General features: G+C 38.3%; 17 protein-coding genes. 6 read left to right on the plus strand and 11 right to left on the minus strand.

Going from position 1 to position 18796, the window contains the following annotated elements:
• Positions 1-11: 11 nt before the first annotated feature.
• The 3 genes from infC to rplT all read left to right on the plus strand — a co-directional run bounded on the left by infC (position 12) and on the right by rplT (position 1229).
• Positions 12-581: a translation initiation factor IF-3 gene (gene infC, locus PGN18_RS18285; RefSeq protein WP_051691975.1), complete on the plus strand. Its 570-nt coding sequence runs from the start codon at positions 12-14 to the stop codon at positions 579-581.
• 29 nt (positions 582-610) lie between these two features.
• Positions 611-811, plus strand: coding sequence for a 50S ribosomal protein L35 (gene rpmI / locus PGN18_RS18290; RefSeq protein ID WP_010600880.1), 201 nt, complete (start codon positions 611-613; stop codon positions 809-811).
• A gap of 73 nt (positions 812-884) precedes the next feature.
• Positions 885-1229 (plus strand): 50S ribosomal protein L20, encoded by a 345-nt coding sequence (gene rplT, locus PGN18_RS18295; protein WP_025144714.1) that lies wholly within the window; start codon positions 885-887, stop codon positions 1227-1229.
• A 261-nt stretch (positions 1230-1490) separates the two neighbouring features.
• Here the strand turns inward: rplT and PGN18_RS18300 are convergent, their stop codons facing one another.
• The 3 genes from PGN18_RS18300 to PGN18_RS18310 all read right to left on the minus strand — a co-directional run bounded on the left by PGN18_RS18300 (position 1491) and on the right by PGN18_RS18310 (position 4902).
• A complete protein-coding gene (locus PGN18_RS18300; protein WP_335321037.1) occupies positions 1491-2942 on the minus strand; it encodes a DUF294 nucleotidyltransferase-like domain-containing protein in 1452 nt (483 codons plus the stop codon).
• Positions 2932-3609, minus strand: a complete 678-nt coding sequence (locus PGN18_RS18305; RefSeq protein ID WP_335321038.1) for a 3'-5' exonuclease — start codon at positions 3607-3609, stop codon at positions 2932-2934. Before PGN18_RS18305 ends, PGN18_RS18300 begins: the two co-directional genes overlap by 11 nt.
• An 81-nt stretch (positions 3610-3690) precedes the next feature.
• Complete coding sequence (locus tag PGN18_RS18310; protein ID WP_335321039.1) at positions 3691-4902, minus strand: TCR/Tet family MFS transporter; 1212 nt, start codon at positions 4900-4902, stop codon at positions 3691-3693.
• Between the two features lie 254 nt (positions 4903-5156).
• On the opposite strand from PGN18_RS18310, the gene gyrA reads away from it, so the two are divergent.
• From gyrA to PGN18_RS18325, 3 genes are all read left to right on the plus strand, one after another.
• Positions 5157-7748 carry a DNA gyrase subunit A gene (gyrA, locus tag PGN18_RS18315; RefSeq protein WP_335321040.1) on the plus strand — a complete coding sequence of 864 codons (2592 nt, stop codon included), beginning with the start codon at positions 5157-5159 and terminating at the stop codon, positions 7746-7748.
• Positions 7749-7774: 26 nt separating this feature from the next.
• The gene (locus PGN18_RS18320; RefSeq protein WP_335321041.1) at positions 7775-8863 is read left to right on the plus strand and encodes a tetratricopeptide repeat protein; all 1089 of its coding nucleotides are present in this window, start codon (positions 7775-7777) and stop codon (positions 8861-8863) included.
• A gap of 99 nt (positions 8864-8962) precedes the next feature.
• Positions 8963-10108: a tetratricopeptide repeat protein gene (locus tag PGN18_RS18325; RefSeq protein ID WP_335321042.1), complete on the plus strand. Its 1146-nt coding sequence runs from the start codon at positions 8963-8965 to the stop codon at positions 10106-10108.
• Between the two features lie 148 nt (positions 10109-10256).
• Here the strand turns inward: PGN18_RS18325 and PGN18_RS18330 are convergent, their stop codons facing one another.
• The 8 genes from PGN18_RS18330 to PGN18_RS18365 all read right to left on the minus strand — a co-directional run bounded on the left by PGN18_RS18330 (position 10257) and on the right by PGN18_RS18365 (position 18794).
• A complete protein-coding gene (locus tag PGN18_RS18330; RefSeq protein WP_335321043.1) occupies positions 10257-10958 on the minus strand; it encodes a sulfite exporter TauE/SafE family protein in 702 nt (233 codons plus the stop codon).
• Complete coding sequence (locus PGN18_RS18335) at positions 10955-11386, minus strand: FixH family protein (RefSeq protein ID WP_335321044.1); 432 nt, start codon at positions 11384-11386, stop codon at positions 10955-10957. Before PGN18_RS18335 ends, PGN18_RS18330 begins: the two co-directional genes overlap by 4 nt.
• Before the next feature lie 129 nt (positions 11387-11515).
• Complete coding sequence (gene ccoG / locus PGN18_RS18340; RefSeq protein ID WP_335321045.1) at positions 11516-12895, minus strand: cytochrome c oxidase accessory protein CcoG; 1380 nt, start codon at positions 12893-12895, stop codon at positions 11516-11518.
• Positions 12879-13847, minus strand: coding sequence for a cbb3-type cytochrome c oxidase N-terminal domain-containing protein (locus PGN18_RS18345; protein WP_335321046.1), 969 nt, complete (start codon positions 13845-13847; stop codon positions 12879-12881). The genes ccoG and PGN18_RS18345 overlap by 17 nt, the downstream gene beginning before the upstream one ends.
• Positions 13834-14016 (minus strand): hypothetical protein, encoded by a 183-nt coding sequence (locus PGN18_RS18350; protein WP_335321047.1) that lies wholly within the window; start codon positions 14014-14016, stop codon positions 13834-13836. Before PGN18_RS18350 ends, PGN18_RS18345 begins: the two co-directional genes overlap by 14 nt.
• 3 nt (positions 14017-14019) lie before the next feature.
• Positions 14020-16161 (minus strand): cytochrome-c oxidase, cbb3-type subunit I, encoded by a 2142-nt coding sequence (gene ccoN / locus PGN18_RS18355; RefSeq protein WP_335321048.1) that lies wholly within the window; start codon positions 16159-16161, stop codon positions 14020-14022.
• Between the two features lie 72 nt (positions 16162-16233).
• Entirely contained in the window at positions 16234-16413 is a 180-nt protein-coding gene (gene ccoS, locus PGN18_RS18360) for a cbb3-type cytochrome oxidase assembly protein CcoS (protein ID WP_335321049.1), read from the minus strand.
• Entirely contained in the window at positions 16410-18794 is a 2385-nt protein-coding gene (locus PGN18_RS18365; protein ID WP_335321050.1) for a heavy metal translocating P-type ATPase, read from the minus strand. Before PGN18_RS18365 ends, ccoS begins: the two co-directional genes overlap by 4 nt.
• Between the last annotated feature and the right edge of the window lie 2 nt (positions 18795-18796).

The following is an 18796-nucleotide window of genomic DNA, read 5'->3' on the forward strand; positions in this document are numbered from 1 at the left end:
ATAATACAAATTTGGCATTAGGAAGACCAGGATTTAACAGGGGACCACGTCCACCTTTTAAGAAAAAAGAAGCAGAGCATAACATTAATCAGTATATAAAATCGCCTGAAGTGCGTTTAGCTGGCGATAATGTTGAACCGGGGATTTATCCTTTGGCGAAAGCTTTGGCGCTTGCTGATGAACTGGAATTGGATTTGGTAGAGATTTCTCCAAACGCTGTACCGCCAGTTTGTAGGATTATTGATTACAGTAAATTTGTTTACGAGCAAAAGAAAAAGCAAAAAGAAATTAAAGCTAATGCCAAACAAACTGTAATTAAGGAGATCCGTTTTGGTCCTAATACCAATGACCACGATTTCCAGTTTAAATTAAAACATGCGGTAAGCTTTTTGGAGAACGGTGAGAAAGTTAGGGCTTACGTGCATTTTAAAGGTAGGGCAATTGTATACAAAGAGCAGGGAGAAATTTTATTATTGAAATTTGCCCAGGCTTTGGAAGATGTTGGAAAAGTAGAGTTGTTGCCTAAATTAGAAGGTAAACGGATGTTCCTAACAGTTGCACCTAAAGTAGCGAAAAAATAAAAACAATTTTATAAATTAAATAACAGGTTATGCCAAAAATGAAAACCAATTCCAGTGCCAAAAAGCGTTTTTCGCTTACTGGAACAGGTAAAATCAAAAGAAACAAAGCATACAAAAGTCACATCTTAACCAAGATGAGTACTAAACGTAAACGCGCCCTTGGAAATGCAGGAATTGTAACTGATGCAGATTCAGGTAACGTAAAACGTATGCTTTGCATCGGAAAATAATTCATTAATTTCACCAGGTATCAGGCATTAAAGTCCCGTAAATGGGCGCCGCTTACCAAAAAACAACAACAACATGCCACGTTCGGTAAACGCAGTAGCTTCAAGAAGAAGAAGAAAAAAGATCCTTAATTTAGCCAAAGGTTATTGGGGAGCAAGAAGTAAGGTTTATACTGTTGCTAAAAACACAGTAGAAAAAGGTTTGCAATATGCATACCGTGACCGTAAGGTTAAGAAAAGAGAATTCCGCGGATTGTGGATCCAACGTATCAATGCTGGTGCACGTCAACACGGTATTTCTTACTCTCAATTAATCGGTAAACTAGCTTCAAAAGAAATCGGTTTAAACCGTAAAGTATTGGCTGATTTAGCAATGAATCACCCAGAAGCTTTCAAAGCTGTAATTGATGCAGTAAAATAGAAATTTCGCTTAGGCGATAATCATATTTAAAAAAGGTTCTGATGCAAATCGGAGCCTTTTTTGTTTAAAAGAAGGTTGTCACCCTTGACCTGCAGCGCAGTGGAAAGCTACGCAGTAAACCGAACCGTAAGCGAGCTCACCGAAGGTAATTTATTTCAGGGTCTTCCATTAACGTGTTAAGTATGATAGTTGCTGAAATAAATTCAGCATGAAGGCCGGGTATTATAAACGCTTAAGTATCAAAAGCCCTAGGCACTAAGCCTAACCCAAGCTATTGGTAAACTTCATTCTGATCCCACTCTGAAAGTTGAGGATTATTTTAAATATTTCAATCAGTGTTACCTTTTCAATTTTGGTTAAACTGTCAATTTCAATAAAATTATTCGGGGCAGCTTGATCATTGATAATCTGATTGGCCTGATGTTTTAATCTTAAACCCATCAGGTAATAATAAGATTGTGAAAGTTCATTGAATTGCTTTTCACTAAAAACTCCAAAGTCTCTTAAAGCCTTTAAACGTTCACCGGTATTCTCCTTTTGAAAAATCCTATTTTGTAAAGCATAAACCCTCGCTAAATCCACAATTGGGGTCATGGCTGTTTTAATATCAAATACCTCTTTTTTGTGGATTTTTTGCGTTCTGATATTTTTAAAATAGGTGAGGGGCGGTTCATAAAGTAAAGCGTTTTTGGCCAGGTATACGTAGAATTTTTCAATAGGTTTTTGCAATTCCTCATCCACGAAAGACCTTAAGCTTTCCATTATAGCCAAATCGCCATAAATCGCCCTGCAATCAAAAAATGCGGCAAATTTCACAGCCGTTTCAGGCAATGCTTCTTCAATCCAATTTTTATAATTATACTTCCAGTGGGATAATGAATGCGTCCAGTTTGGATTGGTGGCCATATAATCTCCATCACAATATACAAAGCCTACAAAATTTAGTTTATCAGAAACTTGCGTTGCCAGATCAAGGAAATAAGAGCGTACGGCTGCCCTATTCTCTTCCGCCGTATCTTCATATATAATAGCATTGTCCTGATCGGTTTTTAAACTAAGCTCTTTTCTTCCCTCACTACCCAAAACCATAAACACAAATTTCGCTGGCGGTGGACCTAATCTGGCAATAACATCTTCAATAATCTTAAAAGAAATCGTATCTGCAATCGTGGTAACTACTTCATTTACAATTTTCGAATGCACACCTCTGGTCAGTAACTTAGATACGATGCCAGGTACTTTTTGCCATTTTAATTTTAAATCGCTGGTATTTACAGCCGATTTTACCGATTGGATAAATACCAGTGGAGACTCTGCCTGTTCGCTTAAAAGACGGTTTCTACTCAAAAAACCAACAAAATTTCCATTGTCATTTACCAATAGATAGCGCGATTTTTTACTGAACATCATCAATATTGCCTCATAAACATAAGCATCTGGCGTTATGGTCATGATATTGGCATCCATCACTTCGTCAATAGGCAAAGTTGCACTCAGTTGTTTGGCGATGACATTATCTCTTAAAGTGATATCAGTTACGAAGCCTAAATAATCGCCCAGATCATTTTTAATAAAAAGACAGCTGGTTTTCTGTTCCGACATTTTAATTGCAGCTTCAAAAATTGGTGTGCCGGGGCTACAGCTCACAATTTTTCTGAAAGTAATGTCTCCAATGCGGGCAGTATAAATTTGATCGGCTAATCTATCTTCCATTAAAAAGTTCCTGTAAAATTCTTTTAAACGAAAATTCTTTTCTCTGTACTTTCTCCATGTTAAAAGTATGCTCTTGTTGGTAGATTGAAGTTAAGTTAATTTTACCTGTTTTTAATAGGTGAAAAAAAATCTTTGCGGTATTTAGCGTATCAGATAAAGCATTGTGGATATTTTCGGGCACTTCATTAAATAAAATGGTGTAAAATTTATCCAGTTTTAAATGGCTGATTATAGTATTGGTAATGTAAGGTGCACTTGCCTTCATTGTACAGAAAAATGGAAGGTTTTTAAATGTATTTACTTTGCCAAGACGTTGAAGTTCAACATTTACCATGTGATAATCCAGTTCAATAAAGTGTCCGATAACCAATGGTTTGTACTTTTCTATATCTTCAGAAAACTGCAACATCACCTGTTCTTTGTTTTCTCCATGTTCATGTAGGTATTCGGGTGTGATTTTGTGAATCTTCAATGCAGCCTGATCAATTGTGAAATCAGTATTTTTAATATAATGATTTTCGCGCTTTATTTCCTGATAGGATTGATCATAAATAATCCAGGCAATTTGAACAATATATGGCCAGTTCTTTTCCTTAGAATAAGGTGCCGTCCAATTTTTAGGCAGGCCCGAGGTTTCGGTATCAACAACGAGGAAGTATGCTTGCAATTTTAGATGGTTAGGTAAACAGTAGCGCGATGTTATATCAAAGATAACGATTATTCGGTAGCGGCATAATTAATTTGATTCTCAATGATATTTCTTCAAACTTCTCAAGCAAATAAATAACCCGATCAAAGTTAATACCGCACTTAGTATGAATGGTGCCCCAGGGAAATAAAAAGGTGCTTTTCCTTCAATAAAATAAGCGAAAATATGTGTCATTACCCAAGGTGCAAATATGGCAGCCAAACTTTGTAAACCAGTCAAAACACCTTGCATTTCGCCTTGTGCATTTGCAGGTACCTGATTAGAAATGAGTCCTTGCATAGCAGGACCGCCAATTCCAGCCAAACCGTATGGAAGCATAAAAGCAAACATCATCCAGCCTTTAGACGCGAAGGCAAAGGCTACAAAGCCAACTACATATAAGATAAGACCAAAATAGACCGCTTTTTTTTCTCCTATTTTTGGTAAAATTAACCTGATTAATCCACCCTGTACAATGCCGATAACCAAACCCACAAAGCCTAATGAATAACCCACCCAGGCCGCATCCCAATTAAATTTCTCCATGGTGTAAAATGTCCAGTTAGATTGAACCGAGTGACTTGAAAAGTACAATAAAAACAAGGTAGCCATTAAACCTGCCAAAGCCGGATACTTACCAATACTGCGTAACGAGCCAATAGGGTTGGCTCGTTTCCAGTTAAAAGCCCTGCGTTTCTCAACCGGTAAAGATTCTGGCAATATAAAATAACCATAAAGCCAGTTCACTAAGGATAAACCTGCAGCAACCATAAAAGGAACACGGGTGCCAAAGTGACTGAAGACGCCGCCTAAAACCGGGCCCAAAATAAAACCAACTCCAAATGCAGCACCAACCAAACCAAAATTCTGTGCCCTTTTTTCGGGAGCCGACACATCTGCAATGTAAGCCTGCGCGGTTGTAAAACTGGCACCCGTAATACCTGCAATGATGCGGCCTACGAACAGCCATACAATGGAAGGGGCGAAGGCTAAAAAGATATAATCGATGCCTAAACCGAACAAAGAGCTTAACAATACAGGCCTTCGCCCATATCGATCGCTTAATGCACCAATAATTGGAGCGCTAAGAAATTGTACTGACGCATAGGCCAATGTGAGCCAGACTCCATATTCTGCGGCCAAACCGAAGCCGCTACCGGTTAAATCCTGTATGAGCTTTGGTAAAACCGGAATAATGATACCAAAACCTGTAAAATCAATCAGGAGGGTTACCATAATAAAACTCATCGCGGATTTCGTCTCGTTTGCCATCTTTAAAAGGTTGAAAAACAAAAGTATCAGAATTACTGAAGAATGTAAATTTTAGTTACAAACCTTATAGGTTTCGAAAAAAAAAATGCGTTAAACTCGCTCTCAATAAATTAAAAATCAATCAGACATCAAAAACCTATAACAACGGTCAAAAATTTTCCACAATGCCTTAATCCGGCTAAATTTTGCTAAATTCGCAAGGTTATAGTAACACCCTTTTTTAATATCGTTTTAAGTAGCGAGAATAATAATTTATGGCAGAAGATTTAGAAAATCAGCAGAACGACAAAATCATTCCAATTAACATAGAAGAGCAGATGAAATCGGCTTACATTGATTACTCAATGTCAGTTATCGTATCAAGGGCCTTGCCTGATGTACGCGATGGATTAAAACCGGTACACCGCCGCGTTTTATATGGTATGCTCGATCTTGGTGTAACCAGCAATAAACCACATAAAAAATCTGCCCGTATTGTAGGGGAGGTTTTAGGTAAATATCACCCACATGGTGATGCATCTGTATATTTTACCATGGTACGTATGGCTCAGGATTGGAGCTTACGTTATCCAATGGTTGATGGTCAGGGAAACTTTGGCCACATTGATGGCGATTCTCCAGCGGCCATGCGTTATACAGAGGCACGTTTTTCAAAAATCGCTGAAGAAATGCTTGCCGATATCAACAAAGATACAGTCGATTTTCAGCTCAACTTTGATGATACTTTACAGGAGCCGACTGTTTTACCTGCCAAAATCCCTAACTTACTGGTTAACGGATCTTCTGGTATTGCGGTTGGTATGGCCACTAATATGGCTCCCCACAATTTAACAGAAGTAATTGATGGGGTGGTTAATTATATCGACAACAGAGATATTACAATAGAGGAATTAATGAAGTTTGTAAAAGCTCCTGATTTCCCTACAGGTGGTATCATTTATGGATATACTGGTGTTAAAGAGGCATTCGAAACCGGCCGTGGGCGTATTGTCATGCGTGCCAAAGCTGAAATAGAAAGCATAAAAGACCGTGAAGTAATTATTGTTACTGAAATTCCTTACCAGGTAAACAAAGCCCAGATGATTGAGCGTACTGCTGAACTGGTAGGTGAGAAAAAACTGGAAGGTATTGCCAATATTAAAGACGAATCGAACAAAGATGGGATCCGTATCGTGTATGAAATTAAACGCGATGCCAATGCCTCTATCGTTTTAAACAACTTATATAAATATACTGCCCTACAAACTTCATTCAGCGTAAATAACATTGCATTGGTGAAAGGCCGTCCACAAATGTTAAATCTAAAGGATTTGATTGTGCATTTTGTGGATCACCGCCACGATGTAATTGTTCGCCGTACCAAATACGAGTTGGCTGAAGCCGAAAAACGCGCACATATTTTAGAAGGTTATTTAATTGCTTTGGATCATTTAGATGAAGTAATTAAATTGATTCGTGCCTCTGAAACACCAGATGAGGCTCGCTTAGGTTTGATGGAGAAATTCGGACTTAGTGACCTTCAGGCACGTGCTATCCTTGATATGACCTTACGTCGTTTAACAGGACTAGAACGTGATAAGATCAAAGAAGAATATGCCGAATTGATGAAAACCATCGAATATTTGAAATCTATTCTTACAGACGAAGGTTTGCGGATGAAAATAATTAAAGATGAGCTGGAAGAAGTAAAACAGAAGTTTGGTGATGAGCGTAAAACCACAATCGTTCACTCGGCTGAAGACATGAGCATGGAAGATTTCATCGATGATGAAGAAGTGGTAATTACCATCTCTCATGAAGGTTATGTTAAACGTACGCCAGCTAGCGAATTCAAAGCGCAGGGCAGGGGTGGTAAAGGCGCTAAAGGCAGTACCTCAAGAAACGAAGATTTTATTGAGCACATGCTGGTTGCCACCAACCACAATTATATGTTATTCTTTACTGAAGCCGGAAGGTGTTTCTGGCTAAGGGTGTACGAAATCCCAGAAGGTTCAAGAACAAGTAAAGGAAGAGCGATACAGAATATCATCAACATCCCTAAAGAAGAGAAAATTAAGGCCTATATTAAAGTAAAAAATCTTAAAGATCAGGAATATCTGGAGAACAATTTCATTATTATGTGTACTAAAAAAGGTACCATAAAGAAAACTTCTCTAGAAGCCTATTCAAGACCACGTGTAAATGGTATCAATGCCATTAACATTAATGAAGGAGATATCTTGCTTGAGGCTTGTTTAACCAATGGCGAAAGCGAAATTGTAATGGCATTACGTTCAGGCAGGGCTATACGTTTCAATGAAAAAACCGTTCGTCCGATGGGTAGAACCGCTACAGGTGTACGAGGTGTGAGGCTTGCGCATGATCAAGACGAAGTTGTTGGCATGATTGCTGTAAACAATCCTGAAGTTACGGTGTTAGTAGTATCAGAAAAAGGATATGGTAAGCGTACCGATATTGAAGATTACCGTGTGACCAACCGTGGAGGTAAAGGAGTAAAAACAATTAACGTTACAGAAAAAACCGGACAATTAGTTTCGATAAAAGACGTTACTGATAGCGAAGATTTGATGATTATTAACCGTTCAGGCATTGTTATCAGAATTCCGGTTTCAGCGTTGAGGGTAATGGGCCGTGCCACACAAGGAGTTCGTTTAATCTCATTAAAAGGTGATGACGAAATTGCTTCTGTAACTAAAATCGACCATGAGGAAGACGAGGAAGAAACAGTAGATTTGACTGATGTAGTAGTTACAGATGGCGAGGAACTGGAAGCAGATAATACGCCGGAGGCGGATGATACTGAAGAAGAAGGCGAATCAGATGACGAAACGAAAGAAGAAAATTAAACTAAAAATAAGATTAGCATAAAATTATGAAAAAAGTATTTCTAAGTATAGTTTTAGCAGGTGCGGTAAGCGCTGCATTTGCACAAAAAAGTGAAGTTAATGCCGCGAAAAACGATTGGAATTTGTTCCAGATCACCAATTCTAACGCATCAACTCCATTAGAAAAAAAACTTGAAGCTTTAGCAAAAGGTTTAGCCCATACAGATAAAGCCATTGCTGATGATAAATCTAAGGTGATGCCTGAAGCCTGGTCATACCGTGCTTTGTTTGCTTCCTCTGCTGCAATTTTGGACTCAACCAGTACTGCAAACGCTGATGCAAATTTAAAAATTGCTCAGGATGCAATCGTTGAGGCAAAGAAATTAGATACCAAAGGCAATGAAAAAGATAACATTAGTTTAGCTGAAACCAATGTTAGCAATGCCATTAGAAATGGTGGTGTAATTGCCTATAACAAAAAAGATTACAAAACAGCTTACGAAAAATTTGTTGCCGCGACCGTAATCAATCCACAAGACACTGCCATGTATTTAAATGCTGGTATTGCAGCTAGAAACATTGAGGATTATCCAGCGATGATCACCCAATTTAAAAAAGTGATCTCTTTAAATTCACCACAATCTAAAGATTTATATTCTGAAATTCTCAATGCCACGTTAAGCAAGCAAAAAGATACCACAGCTGCCTTAGCCGTAATTAAAGAGGCTACTGCAAAATTTCCTGAAAATACGGATTGGATCAAAACTGAAACACAGATTTATATTGATAGGGGTGATGCAGCAAAATCTGAGCAGATGTTAACAGCTCTGGCTACAAAAGAACCGAATAATGCCAGCTATCAGGTTTTACTAGGTAATATCTATTTCAGTCAGGCTTTAAAATTACAGGCTGATAGAAATAAAATTGATCCTAAAAAAGTGAAAGAATTTAACGAAGTAACTGGTAAAATGAATGCTTTGTTGGATAAATCGCTTCCTTTTTACAAAAAAGCTTTAGAAGTTGATGCTAAAAATCAAGGCGCTTTAGAAACTTTGAAAACAATCTATGCTTTCAGAAACGATACCAAAAATTATGAAGATATCAAGAAACGTTTAGATGCATTGCCTAAAGAATAATTCTGATACCGATCTAAAAAAAGAGCCCCGAAATTTCGGGGCTCTTTTTTTTATGTTTATTTTTATGGTTTATTACGGTTTTACTATATCATTTAGCTTATGCAAAATTGCTTTAAAATATCATTAATCGCCTTAATTTTCGTTTCCTTTACTGCTGTGGCTCAAAAAAGCCAGATCTTGATTGCCCGGAATGCAGTAGGTAAACTTCAGGCTGCCATTGCTAATAAAGAAGATGAAAAAAAGCAATTGGCTATTATAAATGAAGGTATAAAAGCTATTGAATCTGCAGAAAAAGACAACAAGACAAAAAAATGGGCCGAGACCTGGTCAATAAAATCTTACCTGATGTCTTTTGCCACGTTAATCGATACCGATCCAAATAATGCCAATAAATATTATGACAATGCGATTGACGCTGTTGCGAAAGCAAAATCACTTGATCGTTACGATGACAATTCAGGTTTGATTAAGGCTTCAGAACACAATATACTAATCAAAAAGCAAGATAAAGGCAACGAAGCTTTCTTCAACAATGATTTTAAAGAAGCATTTGCAGATTTAAAGGATGTAGGAGATAATTTTCCTGCTGATACGACCTTGGCCTTAAATACGGCTATTTGCGCCTTAAATATCCAGGCTTATGATGAAGCTTTAACCTATTTCAAACGCGCTAAGGAAAATGGAATCAAAAATCCATCAGTTTTTCAGAAAATGGCCCAGATGTACGTTGTTAAGTCAGAAACTGAAACCGCAATTAAAACTCTAGAAGATGGATTGTCGCTTAATCCGTTCAACCGGTTTTTAACCAACGATTATATCAATCTATTACTGGATACTGAAAATTACAGTAAAGCACAAGGATTGATCGAAAGTAATTTAAAAGTAGAGAAAGGAAATAAATTACTGTATTTTCTTTACGGATACCTACAACAAATTGACGGTAATAACGCTACAGCTATTTTAGCTTATGATAGGGCATTGTCAACTGATCAGAATTATTTTGACGCTTTGTATCAATTGAGTTTAGCTTATATTAATACAGCTAACGAAACATTGAAAAAAAATGAAGCAGACAAAGCTGCTAAATATAATGGATTGATTAACCATGCGCAGTTTGCTTTACAGCGTGCGAACGAAATTAACCCGAACGATAAAAAAACTGTTCAATTACTGATTGATATTTACTCGAAAAAGAAAGTTACCGACAAAGTTCAGGAGTTAAATCGAAAACTTCAGGAATTATAGTTAATTTAAAGATTCGTGATAATAGGAGCTATATAAGAAACCACAACTTAACATAATATTAATTATAAGACATTATTGATTTTAATTTGATAGGGGTTGGTCTGCTCTGAATTGAAATTTTGATTATTACCATAGTGATGGCTGTTAATTATTTACATTCTATAGAATGGCGGTAACCCCCCGTGTTTTTAGGAGAAAAAAATGGAATGTCCAAATCGGCAGAACGCAAAATAAGTAAAGCGCCCATAAAAAACATTAACCATGGAATCAGCCTGTTGGTGTTAAAACGGATATACTTTTTCAAAAAGATTCCCCCAAGCGAGATCATTAGCATGAGCGGCGTGGTACCCAAACCAAAAAGAAACATAAATATAGCACCCGATTGCACGTTGCCCGTATTTAAAGCTGTTGCCAGAGCCAGGTAAACCATTCCGCAAGGAATAATGCCATTCAGCATGCCTGCAAATAATCCCCAAAATTTTAAATCAAATACTTTACCCAGTATTTTGCTTAGTGGATTCATTGCGCTTAACTGAAGGTTGGAAACTCGATTTGTATAGCTTTTATTAAACTGTAAGACGGTGAATATAATCAACATCGAACCAATAAAAATACTCAAGGTTTTTTGATTACTGAACAGGTTTATACTGCTTCCTAATAGCCCAACCAGCGAACCTAAAATAGTATAAACTGTAATCCTGCCGAGTTGATATAACAGCAATTGAAATGCAGTTAAAAATAAATTTTGTTTTCTAAAAGGCATACCCAGCATAATGGGTCCGCACATTACTGCGCAATGGAGGCTTCCAAAAAGCCCCATCAAAAATGCCAATGGCAAATAGCTTGTCATAAAGTAATGTTATTTTTAAACAGATATTTCTTGCCACTATTGTTATGCCATGAAAGGTTGATAAACCACATGCCCTTAGCCATTTTAGCTCGATCTACCAGGATAAGATTCGAGGTTCCGGTTGTATTTCCATTCATTTTAACATCATCATCACTGTTGGAGGCCCGCATGAGCACCAGTTCGTATTCTGCACTGTCTTTTAACTTTATCACCAACTGTGTATTGGTAATGGTAATTTGAGGCTTCGCATCATCCTGTAACACATTTTGTCTGGCATCATATTCCACGTTGTAATTGATTCCCTTTTCGTAGTAATTTTCTTCAATCAGGGCATCTCTACCGTGTATATGGAACATATAAATTACCATTGCTATAATAAAAATTATAAATGCAAACATTCCCATTACTATTTTCGTTCCCCAATTCATACGTTTTTGTTTTTAAAATTTAATCAGTGAGTGATTGAGTTTAGAATGAGTGTAATTTAATAGCAATTTCCAGATTCAAGAATTGAACTCCAATCATTTTACCATTATATCCCTCACTCCTTCCATCATTCAATCATTACCACTCGGCTGCGCAAAAAAACTCGTTGTTGCAGTACTCACCACCTCGCCATTGGCAATCACTTCGAAAACTGCATCTGTTTTATATTTTTTAATCAAACCATTTTTCCTGATCAGAAAGAAAGTGAGGTGCGCGGTACGTTCTTTTGGCAGTACAGTTGCCTTTTGGATAAAATCGATCTGATCACTACTATCTTGAGGCTTGAAAGTAAATTCTATTGTTTTATTAGTTTTGTTTACCAGCTCTGCGTTGTAAAGGTTACTGGTTTTATAGGTTCCCCTACTCTGGTACAAAGTACCACTCGCCCTTAAAACGGTGGTTTGAATACTTTCTCTTTTATAAATCAGCGAAGAGAAAACCGTTATTATGACGAACAGAACCGCAGCATACCCGTATGCTTTTAAAGCAATTTTATAAGGTTGGCGTTTTGCAATAAAATCCTGGTTAAAGAAACCGATCAGGTTTTTAGGTTTGCTTGTTTTTAGCATCACCTCATTGCAGGAATCAATACAAGCCGTACAATTTACACATTCTAGCTGTGTTCCCTTGCGGATATCAATCCCGGTTGGACAAACCTGCACACAAAGTCCACAATCAATACAATCGCCTGTTTTTTGTTCAATGGCATTTCGCTGCATATGCCCGCGGGGTTCGCCCCTGGTGAAATCATAAGCTACAACCAGGCTCTGGTTATCGAGCAACACCCCTTGAAGTCTGCCATAAGGACAGATTACAGTACACACCACTTCACGTAAATATGCGAATACGCCATAAAAAATAAAGGTAAACAACCAGATGGATGCAAAACCAGAAAGATGTTGCGCGATAGGTTCTGTGATGATTTTAAATAGCATATCAGAACCGATCATATAAGCCAAAAAAGTATTGGCAATGGCAAAAGAAATGAACAGGAAAATAAAATGTTTTACACCTTTTTTCCATATCTTTTCTGTGGTCCAGGGTCCATTATCCAGCTTCTTTTGCTTATTGGCATCGCCTTCTATCCAGTATTCAATCCTGCGGAACACCATCTCCATAAAAATAGTCTGCGGACAGGCCCATCCGCACCAAAGCCTGCCCAGTACTACCGTAAAACAGACAATGAAGATGATAAAGATGAGCATAGCAATTGCAAACAGGTAAAAATCCTGTGGAGTAAAAATCAACCCAAAGAAAACAAATTTCCTTTCGATGAAATTTAGCAGTACCAATTGCTCGCCATTAAATTTCAGCAATGGACAGAAAAACAGAAACAATAACAGGACATAACTAACCCATTTGCGGTAGGTATACAATTTACCCGACGGCTTTTTAGGATAAATTGTTTTTTTGCCCCTGCTATTATTCGCTGATTTATTTTTTGGTAACATCGGCTTGATTTACACTGTCTTTTGCTGCTTTCATCTCATTATCTTTTACATCTTTCGCTTCGTATTTTTCGCCTTGCGGAGCTTTTGCACCTGGAGGATTACTGCCATGTACCGAAAGGATAAAATTGGCAACTGCACTGATCTGTTTAGGGTTAAGGTTTTTCTCCCAACTGATCATTCCTTTTTCAGGTACACCATATTTGATTGTTTTAAATACATTGTTAATGCCCCCACCATGCAACCAGTAATCATCGGTTAAGTTAGGGCCAATTACACCTTGTCCTTTATCGCCATGGCAAACCACACAGTTGGCATTAAATATGGTTTTCCCTTCTTCCAGTACGGTTGGTGTATTATCAACTTTTACGGAGTTTTCGTCAATGGTATTGGCAGATTTTTCGAGAAATGCTGCCTTTTCTATCTTCGCCTTCGCTATCTCATTTTCATATTCCTTATCCTGTAGATCGCCATAACCACCGATGTGATAATAAAAGAGATAACCTGCAGCAAAGATCATCGTGCCGAAAAACAGGAAGTTAAACCATGCCGGCACTGGATTATTCAATTCCTTAATACCGTCATAAGCGTGATCAATAACCAGGTTTTTTTCTTCCTCAATAGGTTTTAAGCCTAATACTTTTGCCCAGATGGATGGTTTTACCGGTTTCTGTTTCAACCAGCTATCATAATCAAGCGCTTCTTCCTTTACAGGCCCACTGTATTTGGTCGGATTTAACTGTTCCTGATACATTACTTTAAATGCATTGAGCAGTGTCACCGAAACAAAAAGTAGCACAAGTGCTAATAATAACAACAGTACAATGAGTAATTCAGATTGGTTAAGTCCTAATCCAGGCTCAGAAGGAGCTACTTCTTTTGCTGCTTTTTCTTCTGAAGCAAAAGTGGCCACGGATAAAAACAGTGAAAATAATAATAGTTTAATCTTCTTCATATGGATTGGTATTATGATCTTGAAAAGGGATTTCACTCATGGTTTTGATATGGTTTTTGCTTAATTTGAAGAGGTAAACCCCAACAATTACAAAAAACAACATGAACATAAGCAGCGAGGTAACGAGGTATATTTCGCCTCCGGCTAAATCTTTGATCTGATTGAACATATCTTATTGGTTTGATGGAATGGTTTCTTTATTGGCTTTAATATCGGTACCCAGTCGTTGCAGGTAAGCAATAATGGCTACAATTTCACGGTCGCTTTTGACCTTAATATTGTTCTGTTTCAGGTCTAAAGCAATTTTATTGGCCTGTTTTTTTAAATCTTCATTAGCCTGTTTGTCGTAACCTTCAGGATACGGAACGCCCAATGTTTGCATCGCTTTGATTTTACTTGCAGTAGTACTGATATCCAGCTGTTGTTCGATAAGCCAAGGATATGGTGGCATTATACTTCCCGGCGACATCGATGTCGGATCAACCAGGTGATTGTAATGCCAGGCATCAGAATACTTTCCGCCTACACGGTGAAGGTCTGGTCCGGTACGTTTACTGCCCCACAAAAACGGGTGATCGTAAACAAATTCTCCCGCCTTACTGTATTCTCCATAACGTTCAGTTTCTGAACGGAAAGGTCTGACCGTTTGCGAATGGCAGTTTACACATCCTTCTCTGATGTACAAATCTCTGCCCTGCAGCTCAAGCGCAGTATATGGTTTTACGCTTGCAATGGTGGGTACGTTAGATTGAATGGTGAAAGTTGGCATCATTTCTACCATTCCACCAATCAGGATAATGATCAGCGATAATACCATGAATTTCATTGGTTTACGTTCCAACACCCTGTGCCAGGCTTTATCTGCCGGACTGCTATCTACCACTATTTTAGCTAAAGGCATGGTTTCTGCAGCTTCATTGGCTACCAGTTTAGCACTCAGCATGGTTTTGACCAGGTTATAGGTCATTACGATTACTCCGGTTAAATAAAGCGCGCCGCCGATAGAGCGTAAAACATGCATCGGGATAATCTGTAATGTGGTGGCCAGAAAATTAGGGTATTTCAATAAACCTTCGGGGGTAAATTCTTTCCACATCAATCCTTGCGTAAAACCTGCCCAATACATCGGGATGGCATAAAAGAGGATACCCAAAGTACCGATCCAGAAGTGGAAACCAGCAAGTTTTTTAGAGTAGATTTCGGTTTTATAAATACGTGGGATTAACCAGTACAGTACGCCGAATGTTAAAAATCCATTCCATCCCAAAGCGCCAACATGTACGTGGGCTACAATCCAATCGGTAAAGTGTGCTACCCCATTAATTTGTTTTAACGATAATAAAGGACCTTCAAAAGTGGCCATACCATAAGCGGTAAGGGCAACCACCATAAATTTAAGTGTCACATCTTCTCTTACTTTATCCCAGGCACCGCGAAGCGTCAACAAGCCATTAATCATACCACCCCAACTTGGCGCAATTAACATGATGGAAAATGCAACCCCTAATGATTGTGCCCAACCCGGTAATGAAGTATATAATAAGTGATGGGGACCTGCCCAGATATAGATAAAAATGAGCGACCAAAAGTGTAAAATACTTAGCTTGTAAGAGTAAACAGGTCGGCCAGCCATTTTTGGCAAGAAATAATACATCATCCCCAAATATGGTGTAGTGAGGAAAAATGCTACGGCATTATGTCCGTACCACCATTGTACCAAAGCATCCTGAACGCCCGCATACAAATAGTAGCTTTTCATAAAAGAAACAGGCAGCTCAAAAGAGTTTACGATGTGTAATACAGCAATGGTTACAAAAGTGGCAATGTAAAACCAGATCGCTACATAGAGATGGCGCTCTCTCCTTTTGATAATGGTTCCGAACATGTTGATACCAAAAACCACCCAGATGATGGTAATGGCAATATCGATTGGCCATTCGAGTTCAGCATATTCGTGTGAGGTGGTAAAACCTAGTGGAAGGGTGATTACAGCCGATAGGATAATGAGCTGCCAGCCCCAAAAATGAATCTTGCTAAGCGCATCGCTAAACATTCTGGCTTTAAGTAAACGCTGAAGCGAATAATAAACGCCCATAAATATGGCATTTCCAACAAAGGCAAAAATCACCGCATTGGTGTGTAAGGGCCTAATCCTACCAAAGGTGGTATACTGATTGCCCATGTTCATTGCCGGTTTAAAGAGTTGCATGGCAACAAGCAGTCCAACGGTCATTCCGATGATGCCCCAAACCAGGGTGGCAATGCCAAAGTTTCTGACAATCCTGTTATCGTAAGTAAATTTTTCTAGCTGCATAATAGAAGCGGAATTTTATATGTTTTGTACACCAAAGGTATCCCGCAGCAAAGAGATAAAGGATGATAGCGGTTAGCTGGAAAAGTGATCTTCTTCACTTTTTTCGGCAGCAACTTCGTCATCAAACAAGATGCGCATACCAGGAGTATGTACATCATCATTCTGACCGGTTTTATAAGCCCAAAAGAAAGCACCCAAAAAAATGAGTGCCATTAAAACGCTACAGCCAACCAAAAAGTAAAGGATGTTCATATCAGTTTGTTTTTACGGGCAAACCAGCGGGTAGCCAAAGTGGTAAATAAAATAATGGTAACGGTACTAATAGGCATTAGCACCGCTGCAACCAATGGATAAAGTGTCCCCTGTACAGCATAATAAATACCTATACAATTATAGGCTGTGGCGATTGCAAAACTGATTTTAATCACTTTTAGGCCATCTTTACCAAGCTGGATAAAGTTTGGAAGGAGGTTTAACGCGCTCCCTTGTAGAATGGCATCGCAACCCGGCGTAAAGTTATTGATGTTATCAGTTAAAGCTATCCCAAAATTGCTCTGCTTTAAAGCTCCGGCATCATTTAGCCCGTCACCTAACATCATTACGTGATTTCCCTTATCCTGAAGACTTAAAACAGCATCAAGTTTCTTGTAAGGACGCTGTTGAAACCTGATCGTTGTGTTTTCAGGGAAAATAGTCTTGAGCATAGAATGGTCCTTGTTCGTATCGCCTGATAAAACCTGAAGTTCAAATTTAGATAGTTTCGAAACCAGTTGTCCCAATCCAGGTCGCCATTGCTGTTTAATATCAAAACAACCTTTATAAATATGATCGATCAGGATATGTACACCGGTTTCTCCTACTGATTTCACGGTTATCGGCAGCATAGATAGATGTCCTGCATAAATACCATGATCGTTTATTGTAGCAGATAAGCCTTTGCCTACCAATTCTTTATAATCTTTAAGTGAATAAAATTTTTCTACATTTAAGGCCTTTAAAATATGTCGGCTTAAAGGATGGGTTGAATTACGCAACAGCGAAGCTACAATCAGTTTTTCTTCTTTTGTTAAAGATCCGCTAAACGAAATCTCGGCGTTTTCATTACTGGTTAATGTTCCTGTTTTATCGAAAATCACCGTATCGCATTTGGCCAGTTCTTCAACAGCATCAGTATTTTTCACATAAAATCCTTTTTTATCAAACACAGATAAAATGGCTGATAAAGTGAAAGGCGTGCTTAAAGCGAGTACACATGGACAAGCTACAATAATGACCGCGGTAAATGCCGACCAGGCCTTATGGCTATCCTGCTGAAACAACCAATAAGCAGTAGCTGCAAAAGCTATTAGAAAAACACCAAGAGTGAAATATTTAGCTACCGAATCGTTAAAGTTCTGTTTTTCGATATTACTTTTGTAATGGTCATTATTCCAGAGTCCGGTGAGGTAACTCTGTGAAACCGGTTTAATTACTTCGAGTTCTATGGCCTCGGTAGTCTGCCTCCCTCCTGCATAAATGATCTCACCCAGTACCTTATGTATCGGTTCCGATTCGCCGGTAACAAAACTCATGTCTACCCAGGCATCACCTTTCATTAAAATAGCGTCTGCCGGTACCAGTTCTCCATTTCTGATCCACAACCTATCGCCTATTTTAACGTCATTAATAGGCACAGGTTTTTCTTTGCCATTTTGCAAGGTAGTAACCGCAATCGGGAAATAAGAACGGTAGTCACGATCGAACGAAATGTGATGGTAGGTACGCTGTTTAAGCCACTTGCCCATTAAAAGCAAAAAGACCAGCCCAGTTAAGGTATCAGCAAAACCTGGTCCGGCGGCAAAAATGACTTCAAAAGCAGTACGTAAAAACAACACGGCAATAATCAATGCTAAAGGTGTATCTAAATTGATGTGTTTGTGTTTGATACTGGTAATAGCCGAAGTAAAATAATCTCGCCCACAATAGAAAGCAGCGGGAATAGAAAATGCCAGGTTTAACCAGCCGAATAAATATTGGAACTGTTTTTCGAAACCCGATAAACCAAAGTATTCTGGAAAGCTGAAAAGCATTACGTTCCCCATTAAAAAGCCTGCAACAGCAATTTTCAGCACCAAAGTTTTATCAACCGAACTGCTGTGTGCCTTTACTACATCCTGAAGACTGATTAAAGGTTCGTAACCGATCTGATTTAAGGTTTCGACCAAATGTTTTAACGAAATTTCTTCCTGATTAAAGTGAATGGTTACCTGCTTTTTTATAAAATCAATTCGAGAGCTGAAAATAGCCGCATTAATTTTATAAAGGTGTTCTAACAACCAAATACAAGAACTGCAGTGGATGGCGGGAATGTAAAACGTAATGATGCTTGAGTTTTCATGTTTGTAATCAAGCAATTGATCAATAATTTTAGGATCGTCAAGGTATTCCAGGTGGCTTTCATTTTTTAATTGCCGACCTGGGTTATTGTTATACACATAATAATTGCAGAGGTTGTTTTCTGAAAGAATTTTGAAAACAGCCATACAGCCTGCACAACAAAAATCTTTATCGTCTGTTTGATATCTTATCTTGGGCAGATCTTCTCCACAGTGGTAGCAAATGGCTTTGGTGGCAGTTTTTCTTTGATCTTCCATTG

Source organism: Pedobacter terrae (genome assembly GCF_036946585.1).
Lineage (GTDB): Bacteria > Bacteroidota > Bacteroidia > Sphingobacteriales > Sphingobacteriaceae > Pedobacter > Pedobacter terrae_C.

Coding starts and splice junctions, on each gene's coding strand:
- rpmI (WP_010600880.1), top strand. CDS start 611: ATGCCAAAAATGAAAACCAATTCCAGTGCCAAAAAGCGTTTTTCGCTT.
- rplT (WP_025144714.1), top strand. CDS start 885: ATGCCACGTTCGGTAAACGCAGTAGCTTCAAGAAGAAGAAGAAAAAAG.
- PGN18_RS18300 (WP_335321037.1), bottom strand. CDS start 2,942: ATGGAAGATAGATTAGCCGATCAAATTTATACTGCCCGCATTGGAGAC.
- PGN18_RS18310 (WP_335321039.1), bottom strand. CDS start 4,902: ATGGCAAACGAGACGAAATCCGCGATGAGTTTTATTATGGTAACCCTC.
- gyrA (WP_335321040.1), top strand. CDS start 5,157: ATGGCAGAAGATTTAGAAAATCAGCAGAACGACAAAATCATTCCAATT.
- PGN18_RS18320 (WP_335321041.1), top strand. CDS start 7,775: ATGAAAAAAGTATTTCTAAGTATAGTTTTAGCAGGTGCGGTAAGCGCT.
- PGN18_RS18325 (WP_335321042.1), top strand. CDS start 8,963: ATGCAAAATTGCTTTAAAATATCATTAATCGCCTTAATTTTCGTTTCC.
- PGN18_RS18330 (WP_335321043.1), bottom strand. CDS start 10,958: ATGACAAGCTATTTGCCATTGGCATTTTTGATGGGGCTTTTTGGAAGC.
- PGN18_RS18335 (WP_335321044.1), bottom strand. CDS start 11,386: ATGAATTGGGGAACGAAAATAGTAATGGGAATGTTTGCATTTATAATT.
- ccoG (WP_335321045.1), bottom strand. CDS start 12,895: ATGTTACCAAAAAATAAATCAGCGAATAATAGCAGGGGCAAAAAAACA.
- PGN18_RS18345 (WP_335321046.1), bottom strand. CDS start 13,847: ATGAAGAAGATTAAACTATTATTATTTTCACTGTTTTTATCCGTGGCC.
- PGN18_RS18350 (WP_335321047.1), bottom strand. CDS start 14,016: ATGTTCAATCAGATCAAAGATTTAGCCGGAGGCGAAATATACCTCGTT.
- ccoN (WP_335321048.1), bottom strand. CDS start 16,161: ATGCAGCTAGAAAAATTTACTTACGATAACAGGATTGTCAGAAACTTT.
- ccoS (WP_335321049.1), bottom strand. CDS start 16,413: ATGAACATCCTTTACTTTTTGGTTGGCTGTAGCGTTTTAATGGCACTC.
- PGN18_RS18365 (WP_335321050.1), bottom strand. CDS start 18,794: ATGGAAGATCAAAGAAAAACTGCCACCAAAGCCATTTGCTACCACTGT.